Here is a 21017-nt window from a genome sequence, read left to right on the forward strand (position 1 = left end):
ACGACGCGCCGGACGGTCGGGGTGGCCCGGTGACGGGTCTGGCGGCCCGGTACCGGGCCGCCAGCAGGGTCGGCCCGGTCAGGCTACGGAGAGCGCGGCGAGCCGGTCGCCGACCTCCTCGGTGCGCAGCGTAGTTCCCGGCGTACGCCCGGCCAGCTCGGCGCCGACCGCGGCGGTGACCCGGGCGGCGGCGTCGGCGTGGCCGAGCTGGTCCAGCAGCAGCGCGGCGGACAGCACCGCGGCGACGGGGTCGGCGACGCCCTGGCCGGCGATGTCCGGCGCCGAGCCGTGCACCGGCTCGAACATCGACGGGTAGCGCCCCTCGGGGTTGATGCAGCCGCTGGCCGCCAGCCCGATGCCACCGGTCACGGCGGCGGCGATGTCGGTGAGGATGTCGCCGAACAGGTTGTCGGTGACCACCACGTCGTACCGCGACGGGTTCGTCACCAGGAACATCGCGGCGGCGTCGATGTGCTGGTATTCGGTGGTCACGTCCGGGTGCTCGGCGGCCACCGCGGCGAAGGCGCGCGCCCAGAGCGACCCGGCGTGGGTGAGCACGTTGGTCTTGTGCACGAGCGTGACCTTGCGCCGCTCCCGGCGGGCGGCGCGGGCGAACGCGTCGCGGATCACCCGCTCGACGCCGTGCCGGGTGTTCAGGCTCTCCTCGGTGGCCACCTCGGCCGGGGTGTCCCGGTGCAGCGCGCCGCCGGCACCCGCGTACAGCCCCTCGGTGCCCTCGCGGACCACCACGAGGTCGACCTCGCCGGGCTTGACCGCGGCGAGCGGACCGGCGACGCCGGGCCAGAGCCGGGACGGGCGCAGGTTGACGTACTGGTCGAAGGCGAACCGGAGCTTGAGCAGCAGACCGCGCTCCAGCACACCCGGCGGCACGGTCGGGTCGCCCACCGCGCCGAGCAGGATGGCGTCGTGACCGGCCAGCTCGTCGAGGACGGAGTCGGGCAGCACCTCGCCGGTGCGGTGATAGCGCGCCGCGCCCAGGTCGTACTCGGTGGCCTCGATACCGGGCACCACCGCGTCGAGGACCTTGCGGGCCTGCGCGACCACCTCGGGTCCGATGCCGTCGCCGGCCACCACCGCGATGTGTGCCACCTGACGCTCCTCGTCTTGTCGTTAGGCGCAACCGTACGTCGCCGTCCCGCCCCCCGGTACGAATCTTCCATCATCCGGGACGGCGAATCACAGGAGGCTCCCAGCCGGCACTCATGGTGCGGTCATCTCCACTGCTTAGGGTCGGGGCCACGGGCCGACGGGGGCCCGGAATCCGGCACCGCCGCGACGCGGCGGCGACCACCGAGGGGGCAGGTGTCATGCGGATCGAGCACCGGCGGGCCCACTGGGCGGACGAACAGCCACGCACCCGCTGGGTCGACCAGTCCGCGTTCCGCCCGGCCCGCCCGGACCTGCACCTGGGCGCCACGAACCACCGCGCCGAGCGGTCCGGCGCCGCCGCGTCCGGCCGGATCAGCGTCCGCCACACCGTCGCCACCTCGACCGCCGACTACACCATGCTGCTCAACGCGCCGGAGTGGTTCGGCCACCGGGCGGTCAGCGAGGCGCTGCGCGACGCCGTCGCCGAGCTGCGCGCCGTCGACCTCACCTACGGCCCGAACCGGCCGGACAGCCTCGTCTCCCGGCTGCGCCGCGACGAGATCAGCCCCGACTCGTACCCGCCGCTGGCCGACCTGATCGACCTCTGCGCCGCGATGCGGGCGGCCACCGACGGCTGGTTCGACGCCTGGGCCGTGCCCGGCGGCTTCGACCCGGGGGGCCTGCTCGGCGGCTGGGCGGTGGAGCGGGCCGCGGCGCGGTTGCGCGCCGCCGGCATCCACGACTACGCCGTGCTCAGCGGCGCCGACCTGACGGTACGCGGACACGCGGCGCACGGCGGGCCGTGGCGCGTCGCGGTGCACCACCCCACCGACACCCGCCGGACACCTGTCGTGCTGGAGATGACGACGGGCGCGGTCGGCACGTCCGGCGTGACCGGCCGGCGCGGCCACGTCGTCGACCCGCACACCGGCGAGCCGACCGATCGGCTGGTGGCCGCCACCGTGCTCGGCCCGAACCTCGCCGTCGCCGACGCCTACGCCACCGCCCTGTACGCCGCCGGACCGGCCGGGCTGGCCTGGTTCCGTCACGACTCGGACTACCGGCCGCTGTTCGCGCACCACCGGCGCTGATCCGCTGCCCGGCGCGGAGCGCGATCGGCCCCCACGGTCTCGGCAACGACCGTGAGGGCCGGTCAGCGACGAGTGCGCGTGGCTCGCGCAATCGAGGGGTGCGGGCCGAGGGGCCGGGCGCCCGACCACGCCACCCGAAGACGGGCCGGGGATCGACTCAGCGGAAACCGCATCGGTACGCTAGCGAATCGACGCAACTCGACGCAAGAGTCTCCACAGCGGACGCCGGGTGAACGGTGTCGGCAATCAGCGGTGAACGCACGGTGGGGCAGAGGTGACGGGCCGGGCCCGGGATGGCACGCTGTCCGCCGTGAGTTTCGATCTGAGCGTGTGGGCCCTGCCGAACGGGGCGACACCGGAGCAGGTGCGCGCGGCGGTGCAGCAGTGCCGCGACGGCTGGCACGGCGAGCAGCACCCCGACCCGCGACTCGTCGCCTTCTACCGGGCGATCACGGCGAGCTACCCGGACCGCCCGGCCCGGCCCGGTACGCCGTGGGAGGTGGCGCCGCTGCACACGGCCGCCGACCACATCGAGATGAACCTGTATCCGACCTGCCCGGACCAGGTCCTGCTGGACATCGAGCGGCTGGCCGGCGAGCACGACCTGATGCTCTTCGACGCGCAGGACGGCTCGGTCTACCCGCCACCGGCCCGCGTCCGTTCCTGACCCACCGGGACGACGAAGGGCCCGGCCGATCCGGCCGGGCCCCCATGTGTCCTGTTCGGACTACACGTCGCGCAGGTCGGCCGCGCTGGCCGCGACCGCGCCGATCGAGTCGGCGGCGGAGGTCAGCAGGTCGGCGCCGAGCGCCTGGTCGACGGTGAGCGTCATCAGCGTCTCACCACCGGCCTCGCGGCGGGCCACCTGCATGGCGGCGATGTTCACGCCGGCCTCGCCGAGCAGCGTGCCGACGGTGCCGACCACGCCGGGCCGGTCGGCGTAGCGCAGGAAGACCAGGATGCCCTCCGCGCCGATCTCCACGTCGAAGCCGTCCACCTCGGTCAGCTTGAACACGTCCCGGGTGCCGGTGTGCGCCACGGTGCCGGAGACGCGGACGGTACGGCCGTCCGGCAGCGCCCCGCGCACGGTCACCAGGTTCGGGTGGTCGACGGTCTCGCCCGGCGTGGCGAGCGTGACCTCGACGCCCCGCTCGGCGGCCAGGTGCGGCGCGTTGACGTAGGTGACCTGCTCCTCCACCACGGAGCTGAACAGGCCCTTGGTCGCGGCGAGCTTGAGCACCGACACGTCGTGGGCGGCGATCTCGCCGCGCACCTCGACGGTGACGCTGGCGGCCACCCCGCCGGCCAGGGCGGTGAACGCCCGGCCCAGCCGCTCGGCCAGCGGCAGCAGCGGGCGGACGTCCTCGGCGACCACGCCGCCGGCCTGCACGTTCACCGCGTCCGGGACGAACTCGCCCTGGAGCGCGAGCTTGACGCTCTTGGCCACCGCGAGGCCGGCCTTGTCCTGCGCCTCGTTCGTGGAGGCGCCCAGGTGCGGGGTGGCCACCACGTTGTCGAAGGCGAACAGCGGCGAGGAGGTGCACGGCTCCTTGGCGTACACGTCGACGCCGGCGCCGGCGACCCGGCCCTCCGCGATCGCGTCGGCGAGCGCCTGCTCGTCGACCAGACCGCCGCGGGCGGCGTTGACGATCCGGACGCCCGGCTTGACGATCGCCAGCTCCTTCTCGCCGATCAGGCCGACCGTCTCCGGCGTCTTCGGCAGGTGGATCGAGATGAAGTCGCTCTCCCGCAGCAGCTCCTCCAGCCCGACCAGGCGGACGCCGAGCTGCGCGGCACGGGCCGGCTGGATGTACGGGTCGTACGCGATCAGCCGGGTGCCGAACGCGGCGATGCGCTGCGCGAAGAGCACGCCGATGCGGCCGAGGCCGACCACGCCCACGGTCTTGCCCTGGATCTCGACGCCGGTGTACTTGGACCGCTTCCACTCCCCCGCCTTGAGCGCGGCGCTGGCGCTGGCGGTGTTGCGGGCCACCGCGAGCAGCAGCGCGACGGCCTGCTCGGCGGCGGAGACGATGTTCGAGGTGGGCGCGTTGACGACCATGACGCCCCGCGCGGTGGCGGCCGGCACCTCGACGTTGTCCAGGCCGACGCCGGCCCGGGCGACCACCTTCAGCCGCGGCGCGGCGGCGATCGCCTCGGCGTCGATCTGGGTGGCGCTGCGTACGATCACCGCGTCGGCCTCGGAGAGGGCGGAGAGCAGGGCGGGGCGGTCGGTGCCGTCCACGTGGCGCACGTCGAAGTCGTGCGCGAGCACCTCGATGGCGGCGGGGGCGAGTTCTTCGGCGATCAGTACGACAGGATTCATCGGTCCTCGTAGACGCTCGGTAATGGTTCGGCCTGGGGCGCCGGGACGCCGCGCTGCGCCCTGCGCCGATCCGTGCCACGGCCGTCGGGTGCGCTCGGGCACCACACCAAGGATGGTAGGGGGCCGCCCGCCCGGCGTGTCCCGGACTGCGGGGTGAGGGCCCTCACACAGGCCCGTCGCACGCCTGTCATCCCCCGTTCACCGTACGTCGCGCTGGCAGCGGCCCGCTACAACGGGAGCTGTCGTCACGAGGGAGGAAGCGCCGATGTCGGTGGTCGTCCGGATCGCGCTGCTGCGGCCGATGGCCCGGCTCGACCCGGCAGGCTGGGGGCCGAGGCTGGCCGAGGCGTTGATCACCCGGTCCCAGGTGGTGAGCGGCCTGCGGGGTGGAACGGCCCGGCGGACGGCCGCCGCCGAGGAGGCGGTGGCGCTCTGCCGCCGGCTGGTCGCCGAACGCCCGGATCGGCACCGGACGGCTCTGGCCCGGGCGCTGGTGGCCCGCGCCGGCGTGCCGGACGTCCGTCCCACGACCGCGGTCATCGCCGAGCTCACCGAGGCGATCGGGTACGTCGAGGAGTCGTCCGACCGGCTCGGGCTCGTGGCGCTCGCCACCGCCCGGATGCTGCTCGCCCGGCACCGGGCCCATCTCGGCCAGGTACGGGAGGCGCTCACGTCGACGCGGCTGGCGCTGCGCACCTGGGCCGACGTGGAACCGCTCACCGTCGACGATCGGGCCCGGTGGATCCTCACCCTGCTGGTGGCCGGGGAATGCGCGACGACGCTGGAGCGGTCCGACGAAGCGCTCGACGTCCGCCGGCAGGCCTGGGACGCGTACCGCGGCCTTCCCTGGCGGCACCGGTTGCGCTGGATGTCCGTCGGCGCCAACGCGGCGGTGAGCCTCGCGGGCAGCATGGCCGTGCACGGTCGGCACCGGGACGCGCTGGAACTGCTGACGGCCTCCGCCACGAACCTGGAGGTGCTCCGATCCGTCACACCGGTGCCCGGGCACCGCATGTCCGCCGACGCGCTGCTGACCGAGGCGCTCTGCCGGCAGGAACTGGGTGACGACGAGGCGGCCGACCGGCTCGCCGCCACGGCGGTCGACCACCTACGGCGCTTCGTCGACCGGACTCCCGGAGTACGCGGAAGCAGCCTGGCCCACGCGCTGCGCACCCACGGTCTCCTGCTGCTGCGTAGCGGCCGGCCGGACGAGGGCGTCGCCCGCCTCGCCGAAGCCGTCGAGGTGGCACGCGAAGGCGGGGGCATGCACCTGGCCGGGGCACTGGCGTCGCTCGTCTCGGCACGGATGACGGCCGGCGCGTGGGAAGACCTGGAGCCGCTCCTGGAGGAGTTCCTGCCGCTATGCCGACGGCAGGCCGACGACCTGCCCGAGGTGTTCCGCCCACTGCTCGTCCAGAGCCTGTGCGCGGTGACGGTCATGTCCGCCTTCAAGCGGGGCGACGAGGACCCGCCGCCGCCCGGCACGCGGATCGCCGGTACGACCGGGACAGCGGCCGGACGGGAGGCGGTCGAGCTGGCCCGGTCACTGGTGGCCGAACAACCGGCCTACCGCGCGCTGCTGAGCGCGGCCCTGTTCGGCCTGGACCGGGCCCTGAACCGGTCCGGTGACGTGGCCGGGGCGGCCGAGGCGCTGCGGGAGTGCGTGGCCCTGCGCCGGGAGCTGGCCGACGAGGATCCGGCCCACCGGGCCGACCTCTCCCACGCGCTGGGCAATCTCGGCAACCGGCTGGACGCGCTGGGCCGGCTCGACGAGGCGTACGACGCCCACCGCGAGTCGGTGGAGCAGGCGCGTGCGGTGGACGGCGGGCTGCCGCCCGCGGAGATGGCCGTCGCACTGCGCAACCTGGCCACGTCGCTGGCTGCGCTCGGCCGCCGGGACGAGGCCGGGCGGGCACTCGCCGAGGCGGACCGGCTGGTCGCCACCTGACCGGTGGTGGGCGGAACGGACTGCGGCCCGCGGCCCGACGCCGGGGAGAGCGTCGGGTCGCGGGCCGCACGTGGGGAGGGTTCAGGCGGTCTCGGTGATCGGCCGGTCGACCCAGCTCATCATGGCCCGCAGCTTCTGCCCGGTCTCCTCGATCGGGTGCGCCGCGCCCTCGGCCCGCCACTTGGCGAAGTTCGGCCGGCCGGCCTCGTCCTCGGCCACCCACTCGCGGGCGAACTCGCCGGACTGGATCTCGCCGAGGATCTTGCGCATCTCGTCCTTGACCCGCGAGTCGATGACGCGCGGGCCGCGGGACAGGTCGCCGTACTCGGCGGTGTCGGAGATGCTGTAGCGCATCCGGGCGATGCCGCCCTCGTACATCAGGTCGACGATGAGCTTCAGCTCGTGCAGGCACTCGAAGTAGGCCACCTCGGGCGCGTAGCCGGCCTCGGTGAGCACCTCGAAACCGGTCTGCACCAGCGCCGCCGCGCCACCGCACAGCACCGCCTGCTCGCCGAACAGGTCGGTCTCGGTCTCCTCGGTGAAGGTGGTCCGGATCGCGCCGGCCCGGGTGCCGCCGATCGCCTTGGCGTACGCCAGGGCCAGGCCGAACGCGTTGCCGCTGGCGTCCTGCTCGACGGCGACCAGGCAGGGCACGCCCTTGCCGTCGACGTACTGGCGGCGGACCAGGTGACCGGGGCCCTTCGGGGCGACCATCGCCACGTCCACGTCCGCCGGCGGCTTGATCAGGCCGTACCGGATGTTGAAGCCGTGCCCGAAGAACAGCGCCTTGCCCGCGGCCAGGTTCGGCGCGATGGACTCGGCGTAGATGTGCCGCTGGGCGGTGTCCGGCGCCAGGATCATGATCACGTCGGCCTCGGCCGCCGCCTCGGCGGGCGTGAGCACCCGCAGGCCCTGCTCCTCGGCCTTCGGCCGGCTCTTCGACCCGGCGGGCAAGCCGATCACCACGTCGACGCCGGAGTCGCGCAGCGACAGCGCGTGCGCGTGGCCCTGGCTGCCGTACCCGATCACGGCGACCTTGCGGCCCTGGATCAGGCCCAGGTCGGCGTCGTCGTCGTAGAACACCTCAACGCTCATTGACTTCCCTTTCGTACGGCGGTGCCCGTCGGCCCGTCGAAAAACTTGTGGGTACGGATCAGGCGGCGCGCAGGGCCGGGCCGGCGGTGATGGCCCGCGAACCCCGCCCGATGGCCACGGTGCCGGACTGGACCATCTCCTTGATGCCGAACGGCTCCAGGTCGCGCAGCAGCGCGTCGAGCTTGTCCGGCGTGCCGGTGGCCTCGACGGTCAGCGTGTCCGGCGCGACGTCGACCACCCGGGCGCGGAACAGGCCGACCGTCTCCAGCACCTGGGCGCGGGCCGCGCGGTCCGCGCGGACCTTGACCAGCAGCAGCTCCCGCGCCACCGACACCTGCGGGTCCAGTTCCACGATCTTGAGTACGTTGACCAGCTTGTTGAGCTGCTTGGTCACCTGCTCCAGCGGCGAGGACTCGGCGTTGACCACGATGGTGATGCGGGAGACGTCCGGGTTCTCGGTCTCGCCCACGGCGAGGCTGTCGATGTTGAACCCGCGCCGGGAGAACAGCCCGGAGACCCGGGCGAGGACACCCGGCTTGTTCTCCACCAGCACGGACAGCGTGTGCATAGTCATCTAGAGTTCGTCCTCGTCGAAGGCAGGGCGCACGCCCCGCGCGAACATGATCTCGTCGTTGCTGGTGCCGGCGGCGACCATCGGCCAGACCATCGCGTCCTTGCCGACCACGAAGTCGATGACCACAGGCGCGTCGTTGATCGCCATGGCCGCCTCGATGGTCTTGTCCACGTCGGCGGCGTTCTCGCAGCGCAGCCCGACGCAGCCGAGCGCCTCGGCGAGCTTGACGAAGTCCGGGATGCGGTGCTTGTGCGTGCCCAGCTCGGTGTTGGAGTAGCGCTCCCCGTAGAACAGGGTCTGCCACTGCCGCACCATGCCGAGGTTGCCGTTGTTGATCACGGCGACCTTGATCGGGATGCCCTCCAGCGCGCAGGTGGCCAGTTCCTGGTTGGTCATCTGGAAGCAGCCGTCGCCGTCGACCGCCCACACCGTGGTGTCCGGCTTGCCGACCTTGGCGCCCATCGCGGCCGGGACGGCGTAGCCCATGGTGCCCAGGCCACCGGAGTTGAGCCAGGTGTGCGGCTTCTCGTACGAGATGAACTGGCTGGCCCACATCTGGTGCTGGCCGACGCCCGCCACGTAGACCGCGTCCGGGCCGGCGATCTCGCCCAGCCGCTTGATCACGTACTGCGGGGAGAGCGTGCCGTCGGCCGGTTCCTCGAAGCCGAGCGGGTAGCGCTCGCGCAGGTCGTCGAGCTGGGCCCACCAGTCGGTGTGGTCCACCGACGGGTGCGCGGCCTGCTCGGCGGTGACCGCCGCGATCAGCTCGTCGATCACGTGCCGCGCGTCGCCCACGATCGGGACGTCGGCGTGCCGGTTCTTGCCGATCTCGGCCGGGTCGATGTCGGCGTGCACCACTGCCGCGTCCGGCGCGAACGAGTCGAGCTTGCCGGTCACCCGGTCGTCGAAGCGGGCGCCCAGCGCCACGATCAGGTCGGCCTTCTGGAGGCCGTAGACCGCGGCGACGGTGCCGTGCATGCCGGGCATGCCCAGGTGCTGGCGGTGCGAGTCGGGGAACGCGCCCAGCGCCATCAGCGTGGTGACCACCGGGATGCCGGTCTGCTCGGCCAGCTTGCGCAGCCCTTCGGTGGCACCGGCCTTGAGCACGCCGCCGCCGACGTAGAGGACCGGACGGCGGGCCGAGGTCATCAGCCGGGCCGCCTCCCGGATCTGCTTGCCGTGCGGGTGCAGCGTGGGCCGGTAGCCGGGCAGGTCCAGCGTGGGCGGCCAGGAGAAGGTCGCCGGCGCCTGGAGAACGTCCTTGGGGATGTCGACGAGCACCGGGCCGGGGCGGCCGGTCGCGGCCAGGTGGAACGCCTCGGCCAGCACGCGGGGGATCTCGTCGGCGGTCTGCACCAGGAAGTTGTGCTTCGTGATGGGCAGCGTGATGCCCTGGATGTCCGCCTCCTGGAAGGCGTCGGTGCCGATCGACGGCCGGGCCACCTGCCCGGTGATCGCCACCATCGGGACCGAGTCCATGTACGCGTCCGCGATCGGGGTCACCAGGTTCGTCGCGCCCGGGCCGGAGGTGGCGATGCACACGCCGACCCGGCCGGTGGCCTGCGCGTAACCGGTGGCCGCGTGCCCGGCGCCCTGCTCGTGGCGGACCAGGATGTGCCGGACCGTGGAGTCGTAGAGCGGGTCGTAGGCGGGCAGGATCGCGCCGCCCGGAATGCCGAAGACCACGTCGACGCCGAGCGCCTCGAGCGACCGCACGAGCGAACCGGCGCCCGAGACCTGCGCGGTGGCGGGCTCCCGTACGGGCGTCTCGGTGGTGGGGGCCGCCGGGACGGTACGGCCGGAGCGGGCGGCGGGGTCGGAGTCACCGGCCGCGCCGGTGCCGGAACGGGCACGGCGGGCGGAGTGGGCGAGGGTCTCTGGCGTGGGTCTCGTCATGGCGGTTCAAGCCTTCGGAAGTGAGTGGGTGACGCGCTTCTCAGGATGGGACGGGGAGGTCCCGGCGATGGTCCGACGGCAACAAAAAAGCCCACGTGCAGGATGCACGGGGCCAGCGCACTCTCGGTGGGAGAGTGCGCTCAGGTAAGTACTCGCGGCGACCGGTTCGACGACATGCGGCTAAGCCTGACGCATCTCACGCGATGAGTCAACTGATCCCACATTTTGGTTCACGGACGTGGGAGTGTCGGCCGCCGGCACCCCCTCCGCGCCCGGCGCCACCTGCGAAGATCCCTCCGTCGGGGGACGCTGGGCGGGCACCGCGGCGGGCGGGTTGTTGCGCAGCCGCGGCAGCAGCGGCGACGGGGCGCGCGCCGGCGCGGGCGGCGGCACCGGCGGCATCGCGCTGTGCCGGTTGCCGGGGGCGGTGGCCGCCTCCAGCATCGCCTCCAGGTGCTCGGCCGGCACGCCCCAGCCGAACAGCGCGCCCTGGCCGAACCGGCAGCCGGCGGCCACCACGGCGGCCAGCTCGGTCGGGTTGGTGACGCCCTCGGCGATCACCTCCAGCCCCAACTGGTGGCCCAGACGCATGACGATGTCGACCATCGGGGCGAACGCCGGGCCGTCCCGCCCGACCGGCCGTACCGGCTCGTGCTCGGCGACCAGACTGTGGTCGATCTTGAGGATGTCGATCGGCAGCCGCCGGAGCTGGCCGAGCGACGAGTAGCCGGCGCCGAAGTCGTCCAGCGCGATCCGGACGCCGGTCAGCCGCAGCGCGGTGAGCCGCCGGATCAGCTCGTCCAGGTCGGTGGCGACCGCGTGCTCGGTCACCTCCAGCACCAGCCGCTGCGGCGGCACGTGGTGCGCGCGCAGCGCGTCGGCCACCTGGACCACGTACTCCGGGGCGTGCAGCTCACGCGGCGACACGTTCACCGACACCCAGACGTCGTGCCCGTCGGCCAGCCAGCGGGAGAGCTGGTAGCAGGCCTGGTGCAGCACCCACGCGCCGAGCTTGGCGATCATCCCGCACTCCTCGGCGAGCGGGATGAACTCGTCCGGCCGGACGTTGCCCAGCTCCGGGTGCCGCCAGCGCAGCAGCGCCTCCGCGCCGACCGGCCGCACCGACGGCAGCGAGGCCACCGGCTGGAAGACCAGCCGCAGCTCGTCGCGCTCGATCGCGCCGCGCAGCTCGTGCTCCATCCGGGTCCGCCGGCTCAGCAACTGGTCGTACGTGGCGTCGTAGCGCTCGATCCGGTTCTTGCCCCGCTGCTTGGCGTAGCGCAGCGCCAGGTCGGCGTTGCGCAGCAGCAGCTCGACGTCCTGCTCACCGTGCCCGGCGGCCACTCCGATGCTCACCGACAGGAAGACCGGCCCGTCCCCCTGCTCGTACGGGCGGCCGAGCACCCCGAGCAGGCGGTCGGCGACCGGGCCGGGGTCGGCCGGCCCGTGCATCAGCACCGCGAACTCGTCGCCGCCGAGCCGGGCGGCCAGGTCACCCGGGCGCAGGTTGCCCCGCAGCCGCCGCCCCACCTCGATCAGCACCGCGTCGCCGACGTCGTGCCCGCGCATGTCGTTGACGTTCTTGAAGCCGTCGAGGTCGAGCCCGAGCAGCACGCACGGCACGCCGGCCTCGGCACTGCGGTGCAGGGCGCGCAGCAGCCCGCGCCGGTTCGCCAGCCCGGTCAGCGGGTCGGTGTGCGCCAGCTCGCGGAAGTGCGCCTCCCGCTCGGCCAGCCGGATCGCGTAGCCGCGCACGTCGTTGAGGGCCAGGTACTGCCGGGTCACCAGCGCGAACCCCTCGACGGTGCCGGCCACGATGGCATACCCGTCGAATCCGCCGCCCTGCACCAGGTGGTACATCGCGGAGGCCGCCATGGCGAACATCGGCACGAAGGCGTACTCGCCGTCGCGGCGGATGAAGTCGACGTCGAGCTGCGTGAGGTCGGCCCGGCGCCCGGCCACGGCGGTGGCCAGCAGACCGGCGGCGGTCAGCACCGCGCCGGTGAGCACCATGCCCGGGCCGGCCTGGCAGAGCCCGGCGGACACGGCCAGCCCGCCGGCCGTCACCGCTATCGCGCCGGCGGCGAGCAGCGTCAGCCACCCGCGTGGCGGCGCGACCCTCAGCACGACGATCATCGTGAGCCCGGTGGTGAGCGCCGCACTGACGGTGGCCAGCACGATCGGCAGGCAGGCGACCGGGGTGGCGTCGCCGAGCAGCCGGGTCGGCTCGCTGAACGCCACCCAGCCGACGAACCAGAGCGCGCTGCCCATGATCAGGCCGTCGAGCAGCAGCCGGGCGGTGGCGGCCCGAGTCGCGGCGGCGCCGGGCAGCCGCAGGACGGCGGCCCCGAGGCCGAGCGCCGCGAGCGTCGTACCGACGGAGACGAGGACCGCCCACCCGGTCCGCTGGCCCTGCCGGTGCGCCCAGTGGTCACCGGCGGCCAGCAGGCCGCCGAGACCGACCACGAGGCTGAACAGGGCGGCCCCGGCGGCGACCGCGAGCAGCAGGTGGGCCGGCCGGCGGGGGCCGGTGCGGCGCCGCACCGACGCGGCGAGCAGCCCGGCGGCACCGGCCGCGACGATGCCGCTCAACACCGCGACGGTGACCATCCCCGGGGACGACTTCACGCGTCAACTCTGCCGGATGAGCGCCTCCCGTGGGGCACCGGGTGTGCAACTGTTGGGACACAGGGTGCGCGCCGCGGGATCGCCGCGCGGATGGTGTCAGACTGGTTGTCATGCCTGAGCTGCGGTCGAGGACCTCCACCCACGGTCGGACGATGGCCGGCGCCCGGGCCCTCTGGCGGGCCACCGGGATGACCGACGACGACTTCGGCAAGCCGATCGTCGCCATCGCGAACAGTTTCACCCAGTTCGTACCCGGTCATGTCCACCTCAAGGACCTCGGCGGCCTGGTCGCCGACGCGGTGGCCGAGGCCGGCGGCGTCGGCCGGGAGTTCAACACGATCGCCGTGGACGACGGCATCGCCATGGGCCACGGCGGCATGCTCTACTCCCTGCCCAGCCGGGAGCTGATCGCCGACGCGGTGGAGTACATGGTCAACGCGCACTGCGCCGACGCCCTGGTCTGCATCTCCAACTGCGACAAGATCACCCCGGGCATGCTGCTGGCCGCGCTGCGGCTCAACATCCCGACGGTCTTCGTCTCCGGCGGCCCGATGGAGGCCGGCAAGACGGTGGCGATCGAGGGCATCGTGCACTCCAAGATCGACCTGATCGACGCCATGATCGCCTCCTCGAACGAGGCGGTCACCGACGACCAGCTCGGCGAGATCGAGCGCTCCGCGTGCCCCACCTGCGGCTCCTGCTCCGGCATGTTCACCGCCAACTCGATGAACTGCCTCACCGAGGCCATCGGCCTGGCGCTGCCCGGCAACGGTTCGACGCTCGCCACCCACGCCGCGCGGCGGTCGCTGTTCGTCGAGGCCGGGCGCACCGTGGTCGAGATCGCCAAGCAGTGGTACGAGAACGACGACGCCTCGGTGCTGCCGCGCTCGATCGCCGGCCGGGAGGCGTTCGAGAACGCGATCGCCCTCGACGTGGCGATGGGCGGCTCCACGAACACCGTGCTGCACCTGCTCGCCGCCGCCCGCGAGGCGGAACTGGACTTCGGCGTCGCCGACATCGACGCGATCTCCCGCCGGGTGCCGTGCCTGGCCAAGGTCGCCCCGAACTCGCCGAACTACCACATGGAGGACGTGCACCGGGCCGGCGGCATCCCCGCCATCCTCGGCGAACTGGACCGCGCCGGGCTGCTGCACCGCGACGTGCGCGCGGTGCACTCCCCCACCCTGGACCGGTGGCTTGCCGACTGGGACGTCCGGGGCGGCTCGGCCACCCTAGAGGCGGTCGAGCTGTTCCACGCCGCGCCGGGCGGGGTGCGCACCACCGAGCCGTTCTCCACCGCCAACCGCTGGTCGTCGCTGGACACCGACGCGGCCGGCGGCTGCATCCGCGACCGGGAGCACGCGTACAGCGCGGACGGCGGCCTGGCGATCCTGCACGGCAACCTCGCGCCGGCCGGCTGCGTGGTGAAGACCGCCGGTGTGCCCGAGGAGTGCCTGACGTTCCGCGGCCCGGCCAAGGTCTACGAGTCGCAGGACGACGCGGTGACCGCGATCCTCGCCAAGGAGATCGTCGCCGGGGACGTGGTGGTGATCCGGTACGAGGGCCCGAAGGGCGGCCCCGGGATGCAGGAGATGCTCTACCCCACCTCGTTCCTCAAGGGCCGTGGGCTGGGCCGTTCCTGCGCGCTGCTGACCGACGGCCGGTTCTCCGGCGGCACCTCCGGCCTGTCCATCGGGCACGTCTCCCCGGAGGCGGCCTCCGGCGGGCTGATCGCGCTGGTGCGCGACGGCGACGAGATCGTCATCGACATCCCGGGCCGGTCGATCGAACTGAACGTGCCCGCCGACGAGCTGGAGGCGCGCCGGGTGGCCGAGGAGAAGCGGGACCGCCCGTACACCCCGGTCGACCGGCAGCGTCCGGTGTCGGCGGCGCTTCGCGCGTACGCGTCGATGGCGACCTCGGCCAGCGACGGCGCCTACCGCCGCGTCCCCGAGTGAGCAGCGCGGGGCTCTGCGACAGGGCCCCGCGCGACGCCCGCCGCCGGTAGGGTCCGGCGGCGTGGAGACGACGGTGAGCTACGCGCGACTGGTCCGGCCGGCGATCGACCGGGTCTACGTGGGCGCCCGCTGGGGAGCCCGCGCCCGGATGGAGGCGTTCTACGCCGAGCGGGGCTGCACCCTCGGCGCGGAGAACAGCTTCTTCTCCGGTGTGCTGGCCCGGCCGATGCCCGCCGAGGCGCTGGCCGACGGCCTGGTCTACACCTCCGGGAGCATGGACGAGGAACTGGAGCAGGGCATCGTCGTCCGGGACGCCGAAGGCGCGTGGCACCTCACCGACCTCGGCCGCGAGCTGACGCTGTTCGCCCAGCGGGCCACCGGCGAGGCCGCCGAGGAACTGTGGACCATGCTGCCCGGGGTGCTGCCCGGTCTGAGCATCGTGCCCCGCCTCGCCGACCTGGTCGGTCGGGTGCTGACGCACGCGCAGGCCACCGGCGGGCCGGTGTTCCGGGCGATGTCCCCGCCGTACGAGCCGGAGGGCGCCTCCCCGGCGCTGCTGCTCGTCACCCGGCTGGGCTCGCTGCGCCACCACCGCGCGGACGCGCACCGGGTCGCGTGGCGGGCCGCCGGGCTGACCGCCGACGAGATCCGCGCGCTGCCGGACGGCCCGGAACGCGCGGCGATCGAGGCGGACACCGACCGCCGCGACGAACCGGCGTACGCGGTGCTCACCGAGGCCGAGCGGTGGGAACTGCTGGCCGGCCTCGCCGCCCTGCCGAACTAGCGCTCTCAGCCCTCACAACCGTCGGGTGGAACGTCATGGGTGTCAAACGGGGCCGTAGACACCCATGACGTTCCACCCAAGGCGCGGCGACGACGGTGGCGGGCGCGTCAGGACTGGGTGGGGTTCTCCTCGGCGGGGGCGGTGCCGTCTGTCGGCAGGCCGAACTCCGCCGGTGAGTTCTCGTCGGTTCCGTCCAGGTCCGCGTGCGGCTCGTCCGGGGTGACGTCGTCGGGGTCGGCGCCTCCGGCGTGCAGTTCGGACAGCTCAACCGGATCAGTCATGCCGTCCTGGTACCCGCCGGGCGCCGCCCGAACCCGCCCGGCCGCAGCCCGTCGACCGCGCCTGTCCGTCAGAGGCGGACCGTCTTCCAGGTCGTCGACCAGGCCCGGCCGGGTAGGGGTCCAGCCGACCGACCTCACTACGGGCGGAACGGTGGGGTCACTCGCCGGAGCGGTCCGGCGATCCAGAGGTGCCGGGCGTTTCCCGGGTGTCGAACTCAGGGCTGTCCTGCGAGGAGATGGCGGTGGAGACGAGGCTGGAGGCGACCGGCTGTACGGGAATTACGTCCTCCGACGTACGCAACCGGGGCGGCGCGGGCATCCACGGCTTGAGGTTCTGGATGATCTGCTCGTAGAAGTCGTCGATGGCGTGCAGCACGGAGTCGATGAAGGCGCCCCGACCGCTGCCACGCTTGGTTCCCGCGGCCGTGCTCTGGGCGATGCGGAATGCCCGCAGTTCGCGCGAGGGGTCGCTGATGAGCGTCGTCGGCTCGGCGCGGATCTGGCGGAGGAGATCGGTGGCGCCGCCGCCTCGGGCGTGCATCGCGAATGCCTCGATCCGGACCGTGTCCGGCGCGTCCTTCAGTTGACGGACCAGCCAGTTCACCCGGGTTGTCGGCCGGCCAGAGCGTGGGGCGTCGACATCGACGTGGCAGACGATCTGCCCTGCCCGCAGATCGGCGGTGACGTGAAGGTGGCCGACCGCACCCGGAATCCGGATGCTGCCGGTCAGGGTGCCGGCACTGGCGAGCTGGTTGGCGAGCGACTGGGTGCGCGCGGCCGGATCGGCGAGGTCGCGGCGGCTCAGAGCGGGAGTCACGTCGGTACCGAGCCGTCGACCGAGTCGGAGGCACGCGTAACGGATCAGGGCGTCGAAGCGTCCGGCGACCTGCGCTGCCGCACCGTCGCCCGCCCGCAGTGTCCCGGCAGACACCCCATCCCGAACCTGCACCCACGCCGGCCCCATGTCGCTGAACTCAAGAGCGCCCGAGCGCGGGTGTTCGAGGTATCGGATCAACTCGCCCAGAACCCATGCCTGATCCGGGTCTGCGACGCCGCGGTATTCCTTCTGAATCACCGCCTGGGTGAGGATCTCCGTCCATGGCAGGTGGTACAGGGCGACCTTGCGGAGTTTCCGCCGGTCGACGGTCGTCGGGTGCTGGCCCGGGACGGGGGCGATCTCGTTGGAGATCGTGATGAGGGCGTCGAATCCCTGCTCCCGTGCGATGTCCAGATAGGCCTCCAACTGCTCGGACCGCAGCGGGTTACTGCCGGTCTTCACCTCCACGAGTGCGGTCCACTGGCGTTGTCCCCTGGTGACGCGAATGAGACCGTCCGGGAATAGCTGCTGGTTTCCGAGCTTGAAGGGAACCTCGATGAAGGTCTGCACCACTCCCGCCGGCGCGCCGACGGACTGGGTCAGGACACGTCCGAACTCCCGGACCGCGCTCATCACCGCCAGCAGGGCGGAGGTCGCCCGGCGTTCCTGCTCCTCCGCGCCGTTGATCCCGGAAGTGGGGATCAGGCGGGCCGCGAGCCAGGTTTCCTCAGACATAAAGTGACTCCTCGTGAATGCGGTGGTACGAGAAGTTACTCGCGAGCCCGGCCGGAAAGCGGCGCGACAACTGGCGCGTACGAACGGAAAGAGTTGACCAGTCGGATGTCGAGCGATCCGTCCCGGTCGAAACCGACTGCCGGACGGATAGCCGGTGTCATCAATTCGGCTCTGGTCGGCTTATCAGTCCGATACCTGACTGCGAATGGCGTTCCACCGACGGACTCAGGCGCGCGGCCGATGTCGTTCCAGGCCGTCGAAGAGCAGGTCGAGGGTGAACTCGAACTCGGTCTGACTGTCGCACCACCCGAGCGTCGGATCCGCCGCGTCGTGCGTCTCGGCGGCGACCATCGCGGCCAGGTGCGGCAGCCGTTCGGCCAGCGCCACCATCTCGGCCTCCGCCGCGTCCGCGTCCGACTCCCCGCCCGCGTCCGGGCGGAACACCTCCTGCGCGAAGCCGAGCGCCAGGCTGCCGAAGGCGTGCAGCGCCCGGTGGGCGATCCGGTACGAGAAGCCGCCGTCGACGAGCGTGGCGAGGATGCCGTCGTAGTAGGCGTACACCCCGGCGGGGACGGTCGGGCGGGAGCTGAGCAGCGCCGGGGCCCACGGGTGCCGCAGCATGACGGCACGCGCGGCGAGGAAGCGCAGCCGCAGCCGGGTTCGCCAGTCGGCGCCGGGCGCGTCCGCCTCGGCCTGCTCGGCGGCTGAGGTGATCTCCGCGGCGACGGCGTCCACGAGGCCGTCGAGCAGTCCGGCCTTGCCGGGCAGGTGGTGGTAGAGCGACATGGCCTCGACGCCGAGTTCGGCGGCGAGCCGGCGCATCGTGAGCGCGGCCATCCCCTCGGCGTCGACCAGGGCGATCGCGCTGGCCAGGGCTCGCTCGCGGCTCAGCGGCTCCCGAGGTTTCCTCGCTCCCATCCGGCTTCCCATCTTCCCTTGACCTTACAACGTATGGTTGGCCTTACGACGTAAGGCGACCCCCGCCACGGCACGTCGACCCACCCCCGAGGAGCCGCCATGCACCAGCTGATCCGTACCGCCCGCGTGACCGGGCTGTTCTACCTCGGGCTCGCCGTCACCGGCGCGCTGGGGTTCCTCACCGTCCGGCCGATGATCTTCGACGCCGACGACGCGGGCACGACGCTCGCCAACCTGGTGGCCCACGAGTCGCTGGCACGCGCCGGCATCGCGCTCGAACTGCTGGTCGTCCTCACCCAGACCCTCACCGCCGTCTGGTTCTACCGGCTGTTCCGTACCGTCGACGGCACCGCCGCGGGCAGCATCGCCGCCTTCGGGCTGGTCAACGCCGTCGCGATCCTCGGCAGCGCCGCCGTCCTCGCGACGGCTCTGCAGGCCGCGACCGGCGGGCCGGGCGACGCCGGCACCGTCCAGTTGCTCTACCTGGTCAGCGGGAACCTGTGGGAGGTGGGCGGCCTCTTCTTCGGCCTCTGGCTGGTGCCGATGGGCTGGTGCGTGCTCCGGTCGGGCTGGCTGCCCCGGCCGCTGGGCTGGGTCCTCGTCGCCGGCGGTGCCGGCTACGTGCTCATGACGTTCGTCGCGTACCTCGCCCCCGGCGCCGGCGTCGCCGGTGACCTGCTGGTGGTGCCCGCCACGGTGGGCGAGGTGTGGATCCTCGGCTACCTGATCGTCTTCGGCGTGCGCAGGCGGGTGCTCGAAGAGGCCGGAGCCTAGGCCGGGCTCGCGGCGAGGGCGACGCCTCTGGCGTACCGGATGGCGGCCGGGGTGTCCGCGAACACCAGGCCCTCGCGGCGCAGCTCGTCGGCGACGCCGAGCGTGCTGAGCACCTGGTCGTGCCCCGGGGTGATGCCGGAGATCAGCACCGTGATCCCCCGGCCGCGCAGCCGGGCGACGGCGTCGCCGAGCACCTGGGCGCCCGTCGCGTCGATGGTGGAGACGCGGGACATCCGCAGGATCACCACCCGCACGTCGGCCACCTCGGCCAGCTCCAGCAGGAACGTGTGCGCGGCGGCGAAGAACAGCGGCCCGTCCAGCCGGTACGCGACGATGTGCTCGGCGAGCAGCGCGTGCTCCTCGTCGCTGTGCTCGCCGGTGTCCAGCGGCACCTGTTCCAGCTTGGCGCTGCGGGCCACCGCGCGCAGCGCCAGGACCACGGCGACGGCGAGCCCGACGACCACTGCGGTGACCAGGTCCCAGATCACAGTGACGGCGAACGTCAGCACGAGCACCACCGCGTCGGCCCGGGTGGCCCGCATCAGCGCGAGCAGGGAGGCCGCCTCCACCATCCGGACCGTGGTGGCGAGCAGCACGCCGGCCAGGGCGGCGAGCGGGATGCGGCCGACGAGCGGGGCGGCGGCGAGCACGATCGCGGCGAGGGCCACCGCGTGGGTGAGCGCGGCCAGCTTGGAGGACGCACCGGCGCGGACGTTGACAGCGGTACGGGCGATGGCGGCGGTCGCCGGGATGCCGCCGAACACCGGGGAGGCGAGGTTGGCCAGGCCCTGGCCGAACAGTTCCCGGTCCGGGTCGTGCCGCTCGCCGACTGTCATGCCGTCGGCCACCGTCGCGGAGAGCAGGCTCTCCAGGGCGGCGAGCGCGGCCACGGCCAGGGCGCTCGGCAGCAGGACGCCCAGCGCGCCGAGGTCCACGAAGTCGAGCGACGGCGCGGGCAGCCCCTGCGGCAGCTCGCCGATCCGGGCCAGGTCGATCGGGGCCAGCTCGGCGAGGATCGTCGCGGCGGCCACTCCGACCAGGGAGAACGGCACGGCGGGCCGCCACCGGCCGCCGAGCAGCATCAGCGCCGCCACGCCGAGCGCCACGGCGATCGCCGCGGGCCGGGGCTGGGCGGCGAACCGGGCGACCGCGTCGGCGGCCACCGCCCACACCTTCTCCCCGTGCGCCCCGGCGACGCCGAGCGCGGCGGGCACCTGTTGCAGCGCGATGACCACGGCGATGCCGGCGGTGAAGCCCTCGATCACCGGGGCCGGCAGGTAGCGGACGTACCGGCCGAGGCGGGCCAGGGCGAGCCCGATCAGGATCAGCCCGGCCAGCGCGCCGACCATCAGCACGCCACCGGCGCCGAACTGCTGCACCACCGGCACCAGCACGACTGTCATGGCCCCGGTGGGACCGGAGACCTGGAGGTTGGAGCCGCCGAAGACCGCCGCGACCGCTCCGGCGACGACGGCGGTGACCAGACCGGCCTGCGCGCCGAGCCCGGAGGTGACGCCGAAGGCCAGCGCCAGCGGCAGCGCCACCACGGCGACGGTGAGCCCGGCGAGCAGGTCGCGCCGGGGCGAGCGGCGCACTGCCGCCCAGTCGGCCCGGCCGGGCAGCAGCCCGCCGAACAGCCGGCCCGCCTGCCGTACGAGGTCACCGGCGCGAAGGGCCGCCCCGCTCACCGGTCCGTCCCGGAGGCCCGCAGTTCGTCCAGCAGCGCGTCCCGGTCGGTGAGGACCGCGCCGAGGATGCGCCGCCCGGCGGCGAGCAGGTCGGCCACGTCGGGGGTGCTGAGCGCGTACATCACCAGCGGGCCGTCCCGGTACGAGGTGACCATGCCGGCGCGACGCAGCACGGCGAGCTGCTGGGAGAGGTTCGACGCCTCCACGTCGATGGCGGCGAGCAGGTCGCGGACCGGCAACGGCCCGTCCTGGAGCAGTTCGAGCACCCGGATGCGGACCGGGTGCCCGAGGGTGCGGAACAGCTCCGCCTTGGCCTGGTACAGCGGCACCGACACGACTCACCCCTCCGACGACTCTGAAGACTTTAGCACTTGCAGAAATCTTCAAATCGACG

General features: G+C 73.2%; 17 protein-coding genes. 6 read left to right on the forward strand and 11 right to left on the reverse strand.

Going from position 1 to position 21017, the window contains the following annotated elements; genetic code table 11:
- Positions 1-78 precede the first annotated feature (78 nt).
- Positions 79-1110 carry a 3-isopropylmalate dehydrogenase gene (locus tag M8C11_RS10935; protein WP_252449451.1) on the reverse strand — a complete coding sequence of 344 codons (1032 nt, stop codon included), beginning with the start codon at positions 1108-1110 and terminating at the stop codon, positions 79-81.
- 218 nt (positions 1111-1328) lie between these two features.
- Between M8C11_RS10935 and M8C11_RS10940 the strand changes: the two genes are divergently transcribed.
- Positions 1329-2201: an FAD:protein FMN transferase gene (locus M8C11_RS10940; protein ID WP_120571295.1), complete on the forward strand. Its 873-nt coding sequence runs from the start codon at positions 1329-1331 to the stop codon at positions 2199-2201.
- Between the two features lie 310 nt (positions 2202-2511).
- A complete protein-coding gene (locus M8C11_RS10945; protein WP_252449452.1) occupies positions 2512-2868 on the forward strand; it encodes a hypothetical protein in 357 nt (118 codons plus the stop codon).
- Between the two features lie 60 nt (positions 2869-2928).
- Here M8C11_RS10945 and serA read toward each other — a convergent pair whose 3' ends face one another.
- Positions 2929-4527, reverse strand: a complete 1599-nt coding sequence (serA, locus tag M8C11_RS10950) for a phosphoglycerate dehydrogenase (protein WP_120571297.1) — start codon at positions 4525-4527, stop codon at positions 2929-2931.
- 265 nt (positions 4528-4792) lie between these two features.
- Here serA and M8C11_RS10955 point away from each other — a divergent pair, with 265 nt between their 5' ends.
- On the forward strand, positions 4793-6475 hold the full coding sequence (locus M8C11_RS10955) for a tetratricopeptide repeat protein (RefSeq protein ID WP_252449453.1): 1683 nt from the start codon (positions 4793-4795) through the stop codon (positions 6473-6475).
- An 81-nt stretch (positions 6476-6556) separates the two neighbouring features.
- Here M8C11_RS10955 and ilvC read toward each other — a convergent pair whose 3' ends face one another.
- The 4 genes from ilvC to M8C11_RS10975 form a co-directional block, all read right to left on the reverse strand.
- Complete coding sequence (ilvC, locus tag M8C11_RS10960) at positions 6557-7570, reverse strand: ketol-acid reductoisomerase (RefSeq protein ID WP_120571299.1); 1014 nt, start codon at positions 7568-7570, stop codon at positions 6557-6559.
- 58 nt (positions 7571-7628) lie between these two features.
- On the reverse strand, positions 7629-8144 hold the full coding sequence (gene ilvN, locus M8C11_RS10965; protein WP_073830439.1) for an acetolactate synthase small subunit: 516 nt from the start codon (positions 8142-8144) through the stop codon (positions 7629-7631).
- Positions 8145-10040 (reverse strand): acetolactate synthase large subunit, encoded by a 1896-nt coding sequence (locus M8C11_RS10970; RefSeq protein ID WP_252449454.1) that lies wholly within the window; start codon positions 10038-10040, stop codon positions 8145-8147.
- Between the two features lie 180 nt (positions 10041-10220).
- The gene (locus M8C11_RS10975) at positions 10221-12668 is read right to left on the reverse strand and encodes an EAL domain-containing protein (protein ID WP_252449455.1); all 2448 of its coding nucleotides are present in this window, start codon (positions 12666-12668) and stop codon (positions 10221-10223) included.
- A gap of 110 nt (positions 12669-12778) precedes the next feature.
- On the opposite strand from M8C11_RS10975, the gene ilvD reads away from it, so the two are divergent.
- On the forward strand, positions 12779-14626 hold the full coding sequence (ilvD, locus tag M8C11_RS10980; protein WP_252449456.1) for a dihydroxy-acid dehydratase: 1848 nt from the start codon (positions 12779-12781) through the stop codon (positions 14624-14626).
- A 61-nt stretch (positions 14627-14687) separates the two neighbouring features.
- Positions 14688-15410 (forward strand): hypothetical protein, encoded by a 723-nt coding sequence (locus M8C11_RS10985; RefSeq protein ID WP_252449457.1) that lies wholly within the window; start codon positions 14688-14690, stop codon positions 15408-15410.
- 107 nt (positions 15411-15517) lie between these two features.
- Here M8C11_RS10985 and M8C11_RS10990 read toward each other — a convergent pair whose 3' ends face one another.
- From M8C11_RS10990 to M8C11_RS11000, 3 genes are all read right to left on the reverse strand, one after another.
- Positions 15518-15691 (reverse strand): hypothetical protein, encoded by a 174-nt coding sequence (locus tag M8C11_RS10990; RefSeq protein WP_252449458.1) that lies wholly within the window; start codon positions 15689-15691, stop codon positions 15518-15520.
- A 157-nt stretch (positions 15692-15848) separates the two neighbouring features.
- Positions 15849-17243, reverse strand: a complete 1395-nt coding sequence (locus M8C11_RS10995; RefSeq protein WP_252449459.1) for a stress response protein — start codon at positions 17241-17243, stop codon at positions 15849-15851.
- 225 nt (positions 17244-17468) lie between these two features.
- Positions 17469-18173, reverse strand: a complete 705-nt coding sequence (locus tag M8C11_RS11000; RefSeq protein WP_252449460.1) for a TetR/AcrR family transcriptional regulator C-terminal domain-containing protein — start codon at positions 18171-18173, stop codon at positions 17469-17471.
- 87 nt (positions 18174-18260) lie between these two features.
- On the opposite strand from M8C11_RS11000, the gene M8C11_RS11005 reads away from it, so the two are divergent.
- Positions 18261-18935 carry a DUF4386 domain-containing protein gene (locus M8C11_RS11005; RefSeq protein WP_252449461.1) on the forward strand — a complete coding sequence of 225 codons (675 nt, stop codon included), beginning with the start codon at positions 18261-18263 and terminating at the stop codon, positions 18933-18935.
- On the opposite strand, the gene M8C11_RS11010 is transcribed toward M8C11_RS11005, so the two are convergent.
- The gene (locus M8C11_RS11010) at positions 18932-20623 is read right to left on the reverse strand and encodes a SulP family inorganic anion transporter (protein WP_252449462.1); all 1692 of its coding nucleotides are present in this window, start codon (positions 20621-20623) and stop codon (positions 18932-18934) included. The two genes, M8C11_RS11005 and M8C11_RS11010, sit on opposite strands and share 4 nt — an antisense overlap.
- Positions 20620-20958 (reverse strand): helix-turn-helix transcriptional regulator, encoded by a 339-nt coding sequence (locus tag M8C11_RS11015; RefSeq protein ID WP_091419334.1) that lies wholly within the window; start codon positions 20956-20958, stop codon positions 20620-20622. Before M8C11_RS11015 ends, M8C11_RS11010 begins: the two co-directional genes overlap by 4 nt.
- Positions 20959-21017 lie beyond the last annotated feature (59 nt).

This window comes from Micromonospora sp. CPM1 (assembly GCF_023896895.1).
Lineage (GTDB): Bacteria > Actinomycetota > Actinomycetes > Mycobacteriales > Micromonosporaceae > Micromonospora > Micromonospora tulbaghiae.